Here is a 14,767-nt window from a genome sequence, read left to right as displayed (position 1 = left end):
TTTTGCATCTGTCCGGTACAACGATTAATCCGGGCAATGATCAATTAATAATATTCAGTTCAGCCTGATCAGTATCACTGTCAGGAGAGTTTACCCACCGCAGCGGCGATTTCCGGCAATGCCGCACGTGCAAACAGCTCTTCAAAGTCAGGCAGATGACCCAGCACTTCCCGGTTACAGGCATCCTGATACATGATCCAGCCGTAGGTTGCCAGGCTGTCCATGGAGCGGATATTACGTTGCGTCAGCGCCGCTTTGTAATCTGACATGCGTTTGGTCCCAATCAGACTCGCCAGTTCGTCATCGCTGTAACTCTCGATGGCGGAACGGGCATGACGCTGCAGCTTACTGACCAGCGAAAAGTCTTCCGTCATCAGCAGATTACGCACCGCTTTTTCTACCGCCGGATCTTCAACTGACGTGCCTTTCGGCAATTTTGCCAGTGCCAGTTGCTGGGCAAAGCTCAGCACGGTGTAATTGTTCAGCAGGACAAACATCTCCTGCGTATCGGTCGCGCCATAGGCCGGTACGGCACCGTTGGCGATGGTTTTACCCTGACGCCACGCGGCTTTAAACTTGGCAACCTGATGACCTGCCAGCGCCGTTGATAGCTCTTCGAGCAGATCTTTACGGCTCTTGGCTTTCAGGATCTCACCGCCATCCTGATAGAGCAGCAGCGAACGTGGCATCACATAAACGAAGTGATGACACTCTGTTTCCCAGTTTTCCAGCAGCCAGGCAGCACGTGGTGATTTCGTTGCCTCAAGATGCCAGTTCAGCATGGTCAGTACCGCCTGCTTATGCACCTGCGCCATCTCATCCTGGTCGGCAATGGAGCCAAACCGCACAGAGTCCCCGGCAGCGTGGCTTGCCAGCGATCCATAGGGATCGTACTGGTAGGCAAAGCCGCCACTCATGCCGTTGCCAAATCCTTTACCAAAGGTGCCCAGGTTAAGAATGGCGCCGTTGGTCATATATTCACAGCAGAAGTCACCCACGCCTTCAACGACGGCGGTTGCACCTGAGTTACGCACCGCGAAGCGGTCACCGGCCTGGCCCTGTACGAACAGACGTCCGCCGGTTGCACCGAACAGCGCAAAGTTACCAATCAGCACGTTGCCATCAGCATCCTGCGCGCCGCCACCCGGCGACATCACAATCAGTTCGCCTCCACACTGTCCTTTGCCGACACCGTCATTACAGGTGCCATAGTGGGCCAGCTGCATGCCATCGTTGCAGAATGCGCCAAATGACTGGCCGGCAGAGCCGGTTGTGGAAATTTTTACGCTCTCAGGCGCCAGATAGCGGCGACCGCGATCGTCAGTCATGACAGCAGGCATCAGGTTTAACTGCTCCGCGCTCAACTGATGGTTCAGCATGCGTTCGATATCGATAGCCAGCTGACCACCGACACTTTTGTTGCGGTTATTCAGCACGATGCCATCGCCCAGTGCGACGTCAGGATTTCCCTGCTCCACCAGCGACAGTTTCAGCTGCTCAATCCAGCCATCATCCAGTTCAAAATCTTTTTCCAGATAAACCGGCTTGTCGATTTTCAGTTCAGGCACCACGGTGAGCATGGCGCGTAAGTCGAGTTTGCCCACTTCCAGCGGGTGATCCATCAGGTGCAGCAGGTCAGAGCGACCGCGCGCTTCACGCAAAGAACGCAGACCCATACGTGCCAGGATCTCACGCACTTCATGCGCCACGTTGAGGAAGTACTGCGCCAGCTGACGTGGATCGCCATCAAAGGCTTCGGCATTGGTGGTTAAGCCAGCCGGGCACTTCACATTACAGTTCTTCGCCATCACGCATTTCAGCATCATCAGCGCGGTAGTGCCGAACTCGAAACTGTCGCCGCCCAGCAGGGCAGATTTCACGACATCGCTGCCGGTCTGTTGCGCGCCAGAGCAGCGCAGCAGGACTTTATCGCGCAGACCATTGGCGCACAGCGCCTGGTGGACTTCAGCGATGCCGATTTCGGCTACGCGTCCGGTGTATTTCAGACTGGTGACAGACGCTGCGCCTGTACCGCCGGTGTTACCCGCCACGTTAATCACATCTGCACCCGCTTTGGCCACGCCAACCGCGATGGTGCCGATGCCTTCAGACGAGACCAGTTTGACGATAACCCGTACCCGCGCGGCTTTACAGTCGTGGATTAACTGCGCCAGATCTTCGATGGAGTAGGTGTCATGATGTGGCGGTGGAGAAACCAGCTCAACGCCAGGCGTGCCGCCACGCGCAGCCGCAATCTCGACAGTGACTTTGGCTGCGGGTAACTGTCCGCCTTCGCCAGGCTTCGCACCCTGACCAATTTTGATCTCCAGCTCTTCCAGCATCGGATCTGCCAGATAGGCAGCCCAGACGCCGAAACGACCGGAAGCCAGCTGTTTGATACGTGAGGCACGGATAGTGCCATGACGGGAGTAATGCTCACCGCCTTCACCGCAGTTACTCATGCCGCCGACCATATTCGTACCGTGTGCAACCGCCTCATGAGCAGGCGCAACCAGCGCACCGTGGCTCATCGCGCCGGAGGCAAAGGTACGGGTAATTTCACAGGCTGGCTGTACGTCGCTCAGCGGCAGTGAGGGCAGGGTGGTGAAGATACGTGACAGATAATCTGCCGCTTTACCGTATGCGGTCACTTTCAGACCGCCTTCAACCACTTCGCTGCTCTCAATATCGTCGCCGAAGCGGAACTTCAGAGCACGAGACAGGTTTTCCAGGCGCTCACTCTCAGGCTTCAGACCTTCAATGGCATCGGTCAGACGCAGCATGAAGTGATTCAGGCTGCCATCCACCGCTTCACACACCATGCCGCGAATCGCAAAGCCGTTGTTGGTCAGCGAGTAGCGTCCCAGTTTGCGACGGAACTCCGCTTCGCTGTCGATGTGTGTCAAATCAGCCGGGAAGGTCAGGATGTCGCGCAGGGCCGCCGGACGACGTTTACGCTCTTCGTACATCAGGCTTGAGAACTGACGATAATCGGCAGTAATGGCAAAATTGTTGATGACGTCATCCGGGATGCGCTCGAAGCTGCTGTCTTTGAACGTTTCGGGCTTGATGCCAAACGCGTTATCCAGTTTTGCCAGCGTCATCAGGCGGATAAAGTTGTCCTCTTCGCGCGCTTTGTCGGCAAAGCGAATCGGCTCTTCAGTCATGTCGATGAAAGTACGTACGGCGATGGTGCCGTAAGAGTGCCCCGCGCCTTCTGCACGCTCTTTAAACAGGCCCAGCAATGGCACTTCAGATTCACCCTGAATCTTCAGTGCGCTCTGGTGCCAGTCTACTGCCATCGCCGCGATTGCTGCGAAGCCTGCGCCGCCCACCGGTGTTCTGATATTCGGGAAATACTTTTTCAACACCGGATCATCGGTGTTGAGGAAGTTTGGCTCAAAGAACTCGCCGCTGCTGTAGCTCTCAACGGTACAGAGGCCCACTTTGCCCATGGTTTTCATCAGCGCTTTTTCAGCCGCTTTGGCATAGCGTTTAAAGGCTTTGTTGCCTTCTTCACCTTCACCAAATTTCTCCTCTGCGCGCATCTGTACGCCCAGTGGATAGATAGCGGAAGCACCGAAACCAAGTGTGGCGGCAATGTGGTGCGAGGAGATGCTCTGGCCGCTCTCTACCACCAGAGAGACATCCAGGCGCAGGCCTTCCTGCACCAGACGCTGGTTAATGGCGGATACCACCAGCAACATCGGGATCGCCGCGTGTTTCGACGAGATGTGGCGATCGGTCAGTACGGCAATGCCACCCTGAGAGCGGGCAAAATCCACAACCTGTTGCGCCAGATCATCAATCGCTTTTTCCAGCGCATTCGCGTTAGCCGTGGTGCTCAGCAAATCTTTACCGATCACGGGCTCATAGAGCATCTCAAAGCGGGCATAAGGCGCGATTTTCTGCTCACGTAAACGCAGCATATCAAGGTGGCTGAGGATGGGGCTCGGCACCACAATCTGACGGCCTTTACTGCGGCCCAGATGCGGTTTTGCGCCCAGCGCGACGCGCAGCGTCATACCGTCCACTTCGCGGATAGAGTCCAGCGGTGGGTTGGTTACCTGAGCAAAGCGCTGAGAGAAGTAGTGCGCCATGCCGCCTTCATGATCGGATAAGCCATTAATTGCGTTGCCGTAACCCATCGCAGAGATCTTCTCTGCGCCAGTGTTCAGCATCGGGTCCATCATGAACTTGAAGCTTTCCTGGTTGTAGTAGTAGGCAACAAAGCGCTGATAGGTTTTCAGGTCGCCGCGATAACGTAACGGTGAACCCTGCTGCTCTGCCGGGATCTCAGGCAGATCGTCAAGACCGACGCGCGCTTCGCGAAGCAACGCAGAATAATCTTTCTCTGCAGCCAGTTTTTCCAGCGCCTGCAGCGTGGTGTAGCTGCGTTTTTCACGATGATCGAAATAGAGCATGCCGCCCGCTTCGATTCGGCCACGACGCAACACGCTTTCAGGTGGAAACGCGATCTGCCCGGCTTCTGACATTGCACCGATATACTCAGCCGTTTCGACTGAACGCAGTGGACGCAGGCCAAGACGGTCCAGACGAGCACCAATGACTTCGCCATTGCCAAAGATTAATGCTGCAGGGCCGTCGTTCTTCTCTTCATACAGCGAGAAATACTCCAGCATGTCGCGCACTTCTGTCGGCAGAGAACTGTCATTTTCCCAGGCGGGCGGCATCATCGAGACCACGGCGGTGATCAGATCGAGGTTATCTTCCATCAGACGGCTGTGGATGCTCTGATCCAGACGCGAACTGTCAGACTGGCCTTTTGGCCGGACGATTTTCTTGCCACGCGCCAGCGCCAGCGCCGACTCGGCGATGCGGTTTTTGCGGTCAGTGTTCAGTTCACCGTTATGCGCCATCAGGCGGAACGGTTGTGCCATGGTGGTATGCGGATCGGTGTTAGTGGAGAAGCGGGTATGGAAGAACAGCCCGCGTACCTGATGGTCCGGATCGGTCAGATCTTTGAAGTAAGGGATCACTTCATTGGAATTCAGACGGGCTTTAAACACCTGGGTGCGTGATGACAGCGACAGCGGATAAAGACCGCCAAATTCGCTTTCGGTAAACGCACGGGCTTCAATGGTCAGCAGGGCGCGGTAGATACGTTTTTCGAAGTCGTTCTGGTCGACCACGTCCTCTGGCGCAGTGAAAATCCACTGCAAAATCGGTAGCTGAAACTGCACGGCGGCCGGGCGCGTCACGCTACTGTCGAGCGGCATGTCGCGTTTCATGATCACCGGCAGGCCAAAGCTGCTGAGTGCCTCATCCACCAGACGTTCGGCATTCGCGCGCAGCCCGGCATCTTTTGGCACGAAGAAGTTGCCGACACCAAAGCGACCCGCTTCCAGCGGCTGGCCGGTAATTTTGCGGAAGAAGTGCAGCGACAGATCAACGTTGACCCCCGCACCATCGCCGACGCCTTCCGCGGACATACCGCCGCGGTGAGGCACGGTACACAGAGCGCTGTGTGCCATCTGCAGAATCTCGTGGGTCTGCTCGCCGTCCTTACGCGTAATGAAACCTACACCACAGCTGTCACTGCCTGCTGTCGGATCATACAAGCCATAGGATTGAGGTTTTTTAGTGGACATTGAGGGTCTCCTTAAACTGCTTTGACATTACCTGCACTGATTCAGGGTCTGGGCGCACTGGGGCGCTATCATTTTCATCGCCATGCTCTGTCGAGCGCGCGTCATAGCCCTGAGCATTTCTCTCCAGACATCGGTAAAACGTCCTTAATTGAGCTGCTCTCTGATTTACGGTCTCTTAAAGGAGATGACTTAAACCACGCGGGAGTCTTCTTGTTGCATAGATATGCCGAGACAATGGCCCGTCTGGAAAGCTTTCAGCGGATTTCCAACTTATCGGGAAAGCGTAATCAGGTCAAATGGCGTGGTCAGACGGGGTAATCAGGTGTTTAATGTATATAACTTTATGAATTAAATGATTTTTATGGTTTAAAATGTATCACTTTGGCACCCGTCGATCGGCCGATAAATGTGAACTGACTCACTGTAGTGCAGGCATCAGATCTCTGCACCATGCTGGTGACGGGGTGTTATACAGCATTAAATGCTGTTCAACACCGTTGATGCATAGCATGTATCTGTTTTTCTTATGTCCGACTATTTGAATGAAACAGCCATTGGTTATAAGAAAAATTAATCAGGATGAGCGTGCGTAAAACATCATTAAAGATGAATGAGTATGCATATATGAAAGGTGTGCCTGCGCAGCAGGAGGCTGCCAGGATATTGAAAAAAGGCCGGACAGAGAAATCGGTGATTCGCTGGCGGCCTTACAGATTATTCATTTGGCACAGTCAGTCAAGGGTTTTAACCGCTTTGTCCTTAACGTCGCCGATCGGCCGCGCGGATGCACCATAACAGGGCGTTTTATCCCGCTTCTCCCTGCGACGTGCTGCGACGTCAGCAGGGTAACTGCGCTATTATGAGGCTGTTTCTCATCCAGGGAGTTGTTATGAAACAAATTCGTCTGTTGGCGCAGTACTACGTTGATTTAATGGTCAAGCTGGGTTTGGTGAGGTTTTCGCTGCTGCTGGCGTCTGCGCTGGTGGTGCTGGCGATGATTGTCCAGATGGCGGTCACGATGGTGCTGCGGGGCCATGTTGAGAGTATTGACGTGGTGCGTTCGGTCTTCTTCGGGCTGCTGATTACGCCCTGGGCAGTCTATTTCCTGTCCGTCGTGGTCGATCAGCTTGAAGAGTCACGACAACGACTGGCCAGGCTGGTGGACAAGCTGGAAGAGATGCGCACACGTGATCTGGAACTCAATCAGCAGATGAAAGAGACCATTACGCAGCTGAATCAGGAGATCAGCGACCGTAAAAAGGCGGAGCTGGCTCGTGAGCAGGTGATGGACAAGTTGCGTGAAGAGGTGACGCGTCGTGAGCAGGCTCAGATTGAGCTGGAGCAGCAATCTTCCTTCCTGCGCTCATTCCTGGATGCTTCGCCAGACCTGGTTTTCTATCGCAACATCGATAAACAGTTCTCCGGCTGTAACCGTGCAATGGAATTACTGACCGGCAAAAGCGAAAAGCAGCTGATCGGCCTGACTCCGCGTGATATCTACGATGATGAAGCGGCAACGAAGGTGCTTGAAACAGATGAAAAAGTATTCCGCCACAACGTCTCGCTGACCTATGAACAGTGGCTGCAATATCCCGACGGGCGCAAAGCCTGTTTCGAGATCCGTAAAGTGCCTTATTACGACCGGGTGGGTAAGCGCAGCGGGCTAATGGGTTTTGGCCGCGATATAACCGAGCGTAAGCGCTATCAGGACGCGTTAGAGAACGCCAGCCGGGAGAAGACCACCTTTATCTCTACGATCAGCCACGAGCTTCGTACGCCGCTTAATGGCATTGTTGGCCTGAGCCGTATTCTGCTGGATACCGACCTTAATCAGGAACAGCTGAAATACCTGAAAACCATCCACGTCTCTGCCATCACGCTGGGCAACATCTTTAATGATGTCATTGAGGTGGACAAAATCGAACGCCGTAAAGTGCAGCTGGATAATCAGCCGCTTGATTTCACCGGCTTCCTGGCCGATTTAGAAAATCTTTCCGGCCTGCTGGCTCAGCCAAAAGGGCTGAAATTTGTGCTCGCGCCGCAACTGCCACTGCCGCATATGATTTCCACCGACGGGACCCGCTTGCGCCAGATTCTGTGGAACCTGATTGGTAACGCCGTGAAATTTACCCAACAGGGTGAAATTGTCGTGCGGGTCACCTATGAGCAGGACGAGACGCTGCGCTTCGAGGTGCAGGACTCCGGCATGGGGATTCGCCAGGACGAGCAGGACAAGATTTTTGCCATGTACTATCAGGTTAAAGACCAGCATGGCGGCAAACCCGCAACCGGTACCGGTATCGGGCTGGCGGTATCACGCCGACTGGCGCAGGCGATGGGCGGGGATATCCGGGTCCACAGTGCACCAGGACAAGGTTCATGCTTCACCGTTGAAATCAAAGCCCCGCGTATTGCTGAAGAGGTGGAGGACGAAGGTGTGGATGACAGCCTGCCACTGCCTGCACTGCACGTACTGTTAGTCGAAGATATTGAGCTCAACGTAATTGTGGCGCGCTCAGTACTGGAAAAGCTGGGCTGTAGCGTTGAGGTCGCTATGACCGGCAGTGAGGCGCTGGCGATGTTTGACCCGCTGGAGTTTGATCTGGTGCTGCTGGATATTCAATTGCCTGATATGACCGGGCTGGATGTCTCGCGTGCGATTCGCCAGCAGTATCAGGGAACACATCTGCCACCGCTGGTTGCACTTACCGCCAATGTTCTCAAAGACAAAAAAGAGTACTTCGACGCAGGCATGGATGACGTGCTTAGCAAGCCTCTTGCGGTGCCAGCACTGACTACGATGATTAAAAAGTACTGGGATTATCAGGCAGAAGCTGAAGAAGAAACGCTTGATGTCAGCGATGACAAAAATCGGATGCTGCTGGATGTTGCCATGCTCGAACAGTATATCGAACTGGTCGGCCCCGGTCTGATAACCCAAAGTCTGACGATGTTTGAAAAAATGATGCCAGACTATCTTGCGGTTCTGGAATCCAATCTGATGGCCCGTGATCAGAAAGGGATTGCTGAAGAAGGGCACAAAATTAAAGGTGCGGCGGGTTCAGTAGGGCTGCAGCGTCTACAGATGCTGGCGAAACAGATTCAGAGTCCGGAGTTACCGGCATGGTGGGACAATGTTGTTGAATGGATCGATGAGCTGAAACAGGAGTGGCGACATGATGTGCAGGTACTGCGTGACTGGGTGTCAGAGCAGGAGAAGTGATATCCCGGAAAAAAATGACCCCAGCCGAGGCCGGGGTGCGCGAATACTGCGCCAACACCAGGGAAATCATTGCGACCGCTATGATATGAATAATTAATGCAGCCGCAGGGTATTGGTTAACACTGTCATCACCTTAGCAAATTCATCTTCTCGTGCGACAAGATTCATTAAAATTTGTGATATTGAGCAGCGTTTAAATACAGAAAACATTAATTTGCCAACACAGTCAAGTAAGGAATCATTTTACACGCTGTATTGATGATATTTTGACCATATTTGCTCTTTTTCGTGTAGTTTTAAGGCTGTCGGACAGGGATGCAGAGTCTGCGCTGCAGTAAAGTAAGCCAGCGTTAACATTTACCTCTTCAGTGTGGCTAACGCGCTGATATTGCAAGCACACAGCCTGAAGTGATACGAATTATCCAAAACGATTTGGAATGATTAAAAAGAATCTAAAACTTTCTCCTTTTCCCGTCCGGATACCTGAGGCTTTAAAGGAAGCTAACAGTGCCATAATGGCCAGGAGGGAGTCAGTTAAGCGCTGTTTATTTGAGCGTTATAACGAAGATTCTGATTAAGGTTTAAACTGCATCTGATTAAGAAAAAAATAATAGTTAAATTTAGCGAATGATTCAATCCGGCGCTTATTACTCTTTATTAACTGTTTATCTGGAAAGCGCCTAAGCAAAGGTAAGAAATGGAACCGATTCCTTTTTTACGGAAGTCCTTGAACTATTTCGAACTGTTGCAGCATTTTGATGCAAAATGTTTGAATAAAGTCTGGAAACTGTCGTCCCGTTTTCAGCGATAATCGTAAAAAGCCTGTGTTAGTGGCAGTGATTACATGAGTGATTGATTAACGTCTGGAACAAGTGTGGGAAGATTGCATGAACAAGCATAAAGGAAGCGTCGGACAGCGTATCAGACGTATTGTTGGTCGAATCGTATTGGTATGGCTGGGCGCATGGCTGGCAGGTATTTTACTCTTTTCATTCCTGCCGGTGCCGTTTTCAGCCGTGATGGCTGAACGACAGATGGGTGCCTGGTTACACGGTGATTTTAGTTATGTCGCCCATTCAGACTGGGTCGGCCATGACGAGATGTCGCCCTGGATGGGACTGGCGGTTATCGCCTCAGAAGATCAAAAGTTTCCTGAGCATTGGGGCTTCGATGTTGCGGCAATTGAATCTGTACTGGATAACAGCGACAGCCGGATGCGCGGAGCGTCCACGCTGTCACAACAGACGGCGAAAAATCTGTTTCTCTGGGATGGCCGCAGCTGGATCCGCAAAGGTCTGGAGGCGGGTTTGACAGTCGGGATTGAGACGGTCTGGACTAAGCGACGCATTCTGACCGTCTATCTCAATATCGCGGAGTTCGGGCCGGGTATCTTTGGCGTTGAAGCGGCTTCACAGCACTATTTCCATAAACCTGCCAGCCGGCTTACGGCAGCAGATGCTGCTTTGCTGGCGGCGGTTTTGCCCAATCCGATTCGTTATCGTGCTGCTGCCCCCTCAGGTTATGTCAGAGAACGGCAACAGTGGATACTGCGTCAGATGCGCCAGCTTGGCGGAGAAGGTTTTTTACAGCGTAACAAACTCGACTAGGCCTTAGTCTTCGTCGAAACCCGCTTCAAATAGCTCAATGACCGCAGCCAGTGCCGGAACTTCCTCCGGCCCGCTGGCTTCAATTTCGATGTGTCCGCCTTTGGCTGAGTCGAGCATCAGCAGCGCAATCACGCTGCTGGCTTCAGCTTCCGTGCCCGCTTCATTGCGCAGCAACACTTCGGCATCAAAGCTCTGCACCAGCTCAAATAACTTCATTGCCGGACGGGCGTGCATGCCCAGCTTATTTTTAATTTCTACAGTTTGTCTGACGGTCATGATTTGCGCTTTTCCAGCGTACGATGGCGTGACTGTACATTCTTACCACGCGAACGGAAGTAATCCGCCAGCTGTTCAGCGATATAGACTGAGCGGTGTTTGCCGCCGGTGCAGCCAATCGCTACGGTAAGATAGCTACGGTTGTTGGTTTCCAGCATCGGCAACCAGAGTTCAAGGTAGCTGCGCGTCTGGTAGATAAAGTTATGCACTTCTGTATGCCGATCAAGAAAGGCCGCCACAGGGCGATCGAGGCCAGTCATCGGCCGCAGCTTGGGATCCCAATGGGGATTGGGCAGAAAGCGCACGTCAAACACATAGTCAGCGTCAATAGGGATGCCATGTTTGAAGCCAAAGGATTCAAACACCATGGTCAGCTCACGTTCACGTTTACCCAGCAGGCGGGTACGCAGCATCTCGGCCAGCTCGTGCACTGACATCTCTGAGGTGTCGATGATGAGATCGGCCCGCGAACGCAATGGCTCCAGCAGATCGCTCTCTTCGTCAATCGCGCTCTCCAGCGACAGATTCTTGCTGGAAAGGGGATGCAGACGGCGCGTATCGCTGTACCGACGAATCAGTGTATTACGATCGGCGTCCAGGAACAGCAGCTGAGGTGAAAATGAGTCAGGCAGATTATTCAGCGCGGTTTCAAAAATTTCCGGAGATTCTGGCATGTTACGAACATCAATGCTGACTGCTGCCGAAATATTACGCTCCGCCAGCGAGTTAGCTAACTCAGGCAGTAGCACGACCGGCAGGTTATCAACACAGTAGAACCCCATATCTTCCAGCGCACGGAGCGCCACTGACTTCCCCGAGCCTGAACGACCGCTAACGATCATCAGCACCATGACCTTTTCTCCCGTTTTAAAACCGGCACCTGGCCGGTAAAGACGTGTTACTGCTCTGTCTGGATTTCCGTAATAATGGCGTAGAGCTCTTCATCACTTTGGGCAGCGCGCAGACGACGGCAGACCGTTTTATCTGCCAGACGTTTCGCCACCAGTGACAGGGTGTGCAGGTGTGTTTTGCACTGGTCGGCCGGGACCAGTAAAGCAAACAATAGATCGACCGGCTGGTTGTCGACGGCATCAAATGCAATCGGTTGTTCGAGGCTGATAAAGACCCCAACCGCGCGCAGCGTATCCTCTTCCAGCTTGCCGTGAGGGATCGCGATCCCATTGCCAATACCGGTACTGCCCATGCGTTCGCGGGTCAGGATCGCTTCGAAAAGCGTCTGGTGCGGCAGGTTGAGCTGCTTAGCGGCCAGTTCGCTGATGATTTCCAGCGCACGTTTTTTGCTCTGGCAGTGTACGCCGCTGCGGGTGCAGTCTGGCGAAAGCACTGTGCTCAATTCCAGTGTAAGATCGTTGTTCATTATCATTTCACTTGCGTGTTCACCAGGCCATTCGCCGCCAGCGCGTCATTACCTCTGAGACAAGCTGTGCTTGCTCAGATGACAAAACGGGGCGGATTATCCGCCCCATCCTGTCGGCTCTGCGCGCCAGGCGCGCGTTGCTAGCGTGAAGATTAGTGTTTTTTCAGTTTATCTTTGTGTTTGGTCAGCTGACGGGCCAGCTTGTCGATCAGCCCATCAATTGCCGCATACATATCTTCCGCTTCCGATGTAGCGTGCAGCTCGCCACCATTCACGTGGAGTGTTGCATCAGCCACCTGAGTGACTTTCTCAACTTTCAGGACAATATAGACCTGATTGATATGTTCAAAATAGTGTTCCAGTTTGGCAAATTTCCCGTTGACGAATTCACGCAGAGGCGGCGTGATTTCAACATGTTGCCCGGTCAGGTTCAGCTGCATAGGTCTTCCTTCTCATTTCTTTCAAACCAGTTGTTTACGCTGGTTCGATGGCGGGATGGATAAAGACTCACGATATTTGGCGACGGTACGCCGTGCCACCATAATCCCCTGATCAGATAACATGGAGGTCAGTTTACTGTCGCTCAAGGGTTTGGCTGGATTTTCCGCCGAAATTAATTTTTTCACCAGCGCACGAATCGCGGTTGAGGAGGCTTCGCCACCACCTTCCGTATTCACATGACTGGAGAAAAAGTACTTTAGTTCAAAAATGCCACGGGGACTGTGCAGATACTTCTGCGTGGTCACGCGAGAAATGGTCGATTCATGCATCTCAACGGCCTGGGCGATATCTGCCAGCACCATCGGACGCATAAATTCTTCACCCTGCTCGAAAAACGCCTGCTGTTGCTCAACAATGCAGCGCGTCACTTTCAGCAGCGTATCATTGCGGCTTTCCAGACTCTTAATCAGCCAGCGGGCTTCCTGCAGATTACTGCGGATAAACTGACTGTCGCTGTCGTTGCGCGCTGAACTGCCCATTGCCGCATAGTGCTGATTGATCTTGAGGCGTGGCAAGCTGTCGGCATTGAGTTCAACCGTCCAGCGACTGCCGACTTTACGCACCAGGACATCGGGAATGACATATTCCGGCTCGCTGGTATTGATCGACTGACCCGGACGCGGGTCCAGCGACTGAATCAGCACCATCGCTTCTTTCAGTACATCCTCTTTGAGGCGCGTCACTCGCATCAGGCTACGGAAATCGTGATTGGCCAGCAGGTCGAGATGCTCGCTGACGATCAGGCGTGCTTCTGCCAGCATCGGTGTGTCGGGCGCATATTGCGACAGCTGCACCAGCAGACAGTCACGCAGGTCGCGCGCACCAACACCCATCGGGTCAAAACGCTGGATGCGTTTCAGCACCGCCTCCACTTCATCCACTTCGAGATCATCGTTGCCGATACTGTCCAGGATCTCCTCAAGCGAAACGGTGAGATATCCGGTGTCATCGATAGCATCGACGATAGAGGTGGCAATAGCGCGATCGGTATCACTGAAAGGCGTCAATCCAACCTGCCACATCAGGTAGTCCTGCAGTGACTGTGTCGTTTCACCCTGATAAACCGGTAACTCGTCATCCTGATAATCGGTGCCGGTGCCGGAAGGCGTGCCCGCCGTGTAGATCTCATCCCAGGTGGCATCCAGCGGCAGTTCATCGGGCATCTCTTTCTGCTCAAGCGCTTCGCGTGTATCCAGCGCCTCAGACTCCGGCGATTCCCTGGAGTCGATCTCTTCATGCAGATCAGTCTGCTCAAGCAGCGGATTGCTTTCGAGTGCAAGCTGTAACTCCTGCTGGAGTTCAAGCGTAGAGAGTTGCAGCAGACGAATCGCCTGTTGCAACTGTGGAGTCATTGCCAGCTGTTGGCTGAACCTGAGTTGTAGACCTTGCTTCATAGACAGGATGGTAGTTCCCAGGTAAACATCGGTATTAACGACACCTTATCAGAGTCTGAACTCTTCACCCAAATAAACCCGCTTAACCTGCTCATCCGCAAGAATTTCATTGGGTGTGCCATGCGCAATCAGGTGTCCCTGGCTGACAATATAAGCCCGCTCACAGACCGCTAAGGTTTCACGCACGTTATGGTCGGTAATCAGCACGCCGAGGCCGCTGTCACGCAGATGCTCAATAATTTTCTTGATGTCGATGACGGAGATCGGGTCAACACCGGCAAAAGGCTCATCCAGCAGGATAAATTTAGGATTAGCGGCCAGTGCGCGTGCGATTTCAACACGACGTCGCTCACCACCCGAAAGCGCCTGACCCATGCTGTCGCGCAGGTGCTCGATGTGAAACTCTTCCATCAGCTCACGGGCGCGATCCTGGCGTTGTTCTTCTGTCAGATCATCACGAATCTGCAGTACCGCCATCAGGTTATCGTAGACGCTAAGGCGACGGAAAATGGAGGCCTCCTGCGGCAGATAGCCGATGCCACGACGCGCACGGGCATGCAGCGGCAGGATGCTGATATCTTCATCATCAATAATGATACGGCCAGCGTCACGCGGGACAATACCGACCACCATGTAAAAGGTAGTGGTCTTACCGGCGCCGTTCGGACCCAGCAGGCCGACAATCTCGCCGGACTTTACCTGCAGACTGACATCTTCTACCACGCGACGGCCTTTATATGCCTTCGCCAGGTTTTCTGCGATTAATGTGGCCATAG

The 14,767-nt window shown here is 53.3% G+C and carries 9 protein-coding genes; 2 read left to right on the top strand and 7 right to left on the bottom strand.

The window, feature by feature from the left end; genetic code table 11:
• Positions 1-80: 80 nt before the first annotated feature.
• Positions 81-5,612 carry a glutamate synthase-related protein gene (locus tag P2R09_RS18825; RefSeq protein WP_140916121.1) on the bottom strand — a complete coding sequence of 1,844 codons (5,532 nt, stop codon included), beginning with the start codon at positions 5,610-5,612 and terminating at the stop codon, positions 81-83.
• 889 nt (positions 5,613-6,501) lie between these two features.
• Between P2R09_RS18825 and arcB the strand changes: the two genes are divergently transcribed.
• Entirely contained in the window at positions 6,502-8,835 is a 2,334-nt protein-coding gene (gene arcB, locus P2R09_RS18820) for an aerobic respiration two-component sensor histidine kinase ArcB (protein WP_275771930.1), read from the top strand.
• Between the two features lie 887 nt (positions 8,836-9,722).
• Positions 9,723-10,442, top strand: coding sequence for a monofunctional biosynthetic peptidoglycan transglycosylase (gene mtgA, locus P2R09_RS18815; protein ID WP_275771928.1), 720 nt, complete (start codon positions 9,723-9,725; stop codon positions 10,440-10,442).
• 3 nt (positions 10,443-10,445) lie between these two features.
• Here mtgA and npr read toward each other — a convergent pair whose 3' ends face one another.
• The 6 genes from npr to lptB all read right to left on the bottom strand — a co-directional run bounded on the left by npr (position 10,446) and on the right by lptB (position 14,765).
• Positions 10,446-10,718, bottom strand: coding sequence for a PTS phosphocarrier protein NPr (gene npr / locus P2R09_RS18810; protein ID WP_003851116.1), 273 nt, complete (start codon positions 10,716-10,718; stop codon positions 10,446-10,448).
• Positions 10,715-11,569, bottom strand: a complete 855-nt coding sequence (rapZ, locus tag P2R09_RS18805; RefSeq protein WP_003851114.1) for an RNase adapter RapZ — start codon at positions 11,567-11,569, stop codon at positions 10,715-10,717. The genes npr and rapZ overlap by 4 nt, the downstream gene beginning before the upstream one ends.
• Positions 11,570-11,616: 47 nt before the next feature.
• Positions 11,617-12,096 (bottom strand): PTS IIA-like nitrogen regulatory protein PtsN, encoded by a 480-nt coding sequence (ptsN, locus tag P2R09_RS18800; protein WP_008925405.1) that lies wholly within the window; start codon positions 12,094-12,096, stop codon positions 11,617-11,619.
• A gap of 152 nt (positions 12,097-12,248) precedes the next feature.
• A complete protein-coding gene (hpf, locus tag P2R09_RS18795) occupies positions 12,249-12,536 on the bottom strand; it encodes a ribosome hibernation promoting factor (protein ID WP_003851111.1) in 288 nt (95 codons plus the stop codon).
• 21 nt (positions 12,537-12,557) lie between these two features.
• Entirely contained in the window at positions 12,558-13,991 is a 1,434-nt protein-coding gene (rpoN, locus tag P2R09_RS18790; RefSeq protein ID WP_008925406.1) for an RNA polymerase factor sigma-54, read from the bottom strand.
• A 48-nt stretch (positions 13,992-14,039) separates the two neighbouring features.
• Positions 14,040-14,765 (bottom strand): LPS export ABC transporter ATP-binding protein, encoded by a 726-nt coding sequence (gene lptB / locus P2R09_RS18785; RefSeq protein ID WP_003851107.1) that lies wholly within the window; start codon positions 14,763-14,765, stop codon positions 14,040-14,042.
• Between the last annotated feature and the right edge of the window lie 2 nt (positions 14,766-14,767).

This window comes from Pantoea sp. Cr_R13 (assembly GCF_029222565.1).
Classification (GTDB): Bacteria; Pseudomonadota; Gammaproteobacteria; order Enterobacterales; family Enterobacteriaceae; genus Pantoea; species Pantoea eucalypti.
The sequence above is the reverse complement of the archived record's forward strand: the minus strand, read 5'-3'. Positions and strand labels throughout refer to the sequence as shown.

Excerpts from the sequence above, each read along its gene's own strand:
- mtgA (WP_275771928.1), top strand. The coding sequence starts at position 9,723 with ATGAACAAGCATAAAGGAAGCGTCGGACAGCGTATCAGACGTATTGTT.
- npr (WP_003851116.1), bottom strand. The coding sequence starts at position 10,718 with ATGACCGTCAGACAAACTGTAGAAATTAAAAATAAGCTGGGCATGCAC.
- hpf (WP_003851111.1), bottom strand. The coding sequence starts at position 12,536 with ATGCAGCTGAACCTGACCGGGCAACATGTTGAAATCACGCCGCCTCTG.
- arcB (WP_275771930.1), top strand. The coding sequence starts at position 6,502 with ATGAAACAAATTCGTCTGTTGGCGCAGTACTACGTTGATTTAATGGTC.
- rapZ (WP_003851114.1), bottom strand. The coding sequence starts at position 11,569 with ATGGTGCTGATGATCGTTAGCGGTCGTTCAGGCTCGGGGAAGTCAGTG.
- P2R09_RS18825 (WP_140916121.1), bottom strand. The coding sequence starts at position 5,612 with ATGTCCACTAAAAAACCTCAATCCTATGGCTTGTATGATCCGACAGCA.
- ptsN (WP_008925405.1), bottom strand. The coding sequence starts at position 12,096 with ATGAACAACGATCTTACACTGGAATTGAGCACAGTGCTTTCGCCAGAC.
- lptB (WP_003851107.1), bottom strand. The coding sequence starts at position 14,765 with ATGGCCACATTAATCGCAGAAAACCTGGCGAAGGCATATAAAGGCCGT.
- rpoN (WP_008925406.1), bottom strand. The coding sequence starts at position 13,991 with ATGAAGCAAGGTCTACAACTCAGGTTCAGCCAACAGCTGGCAATGACT.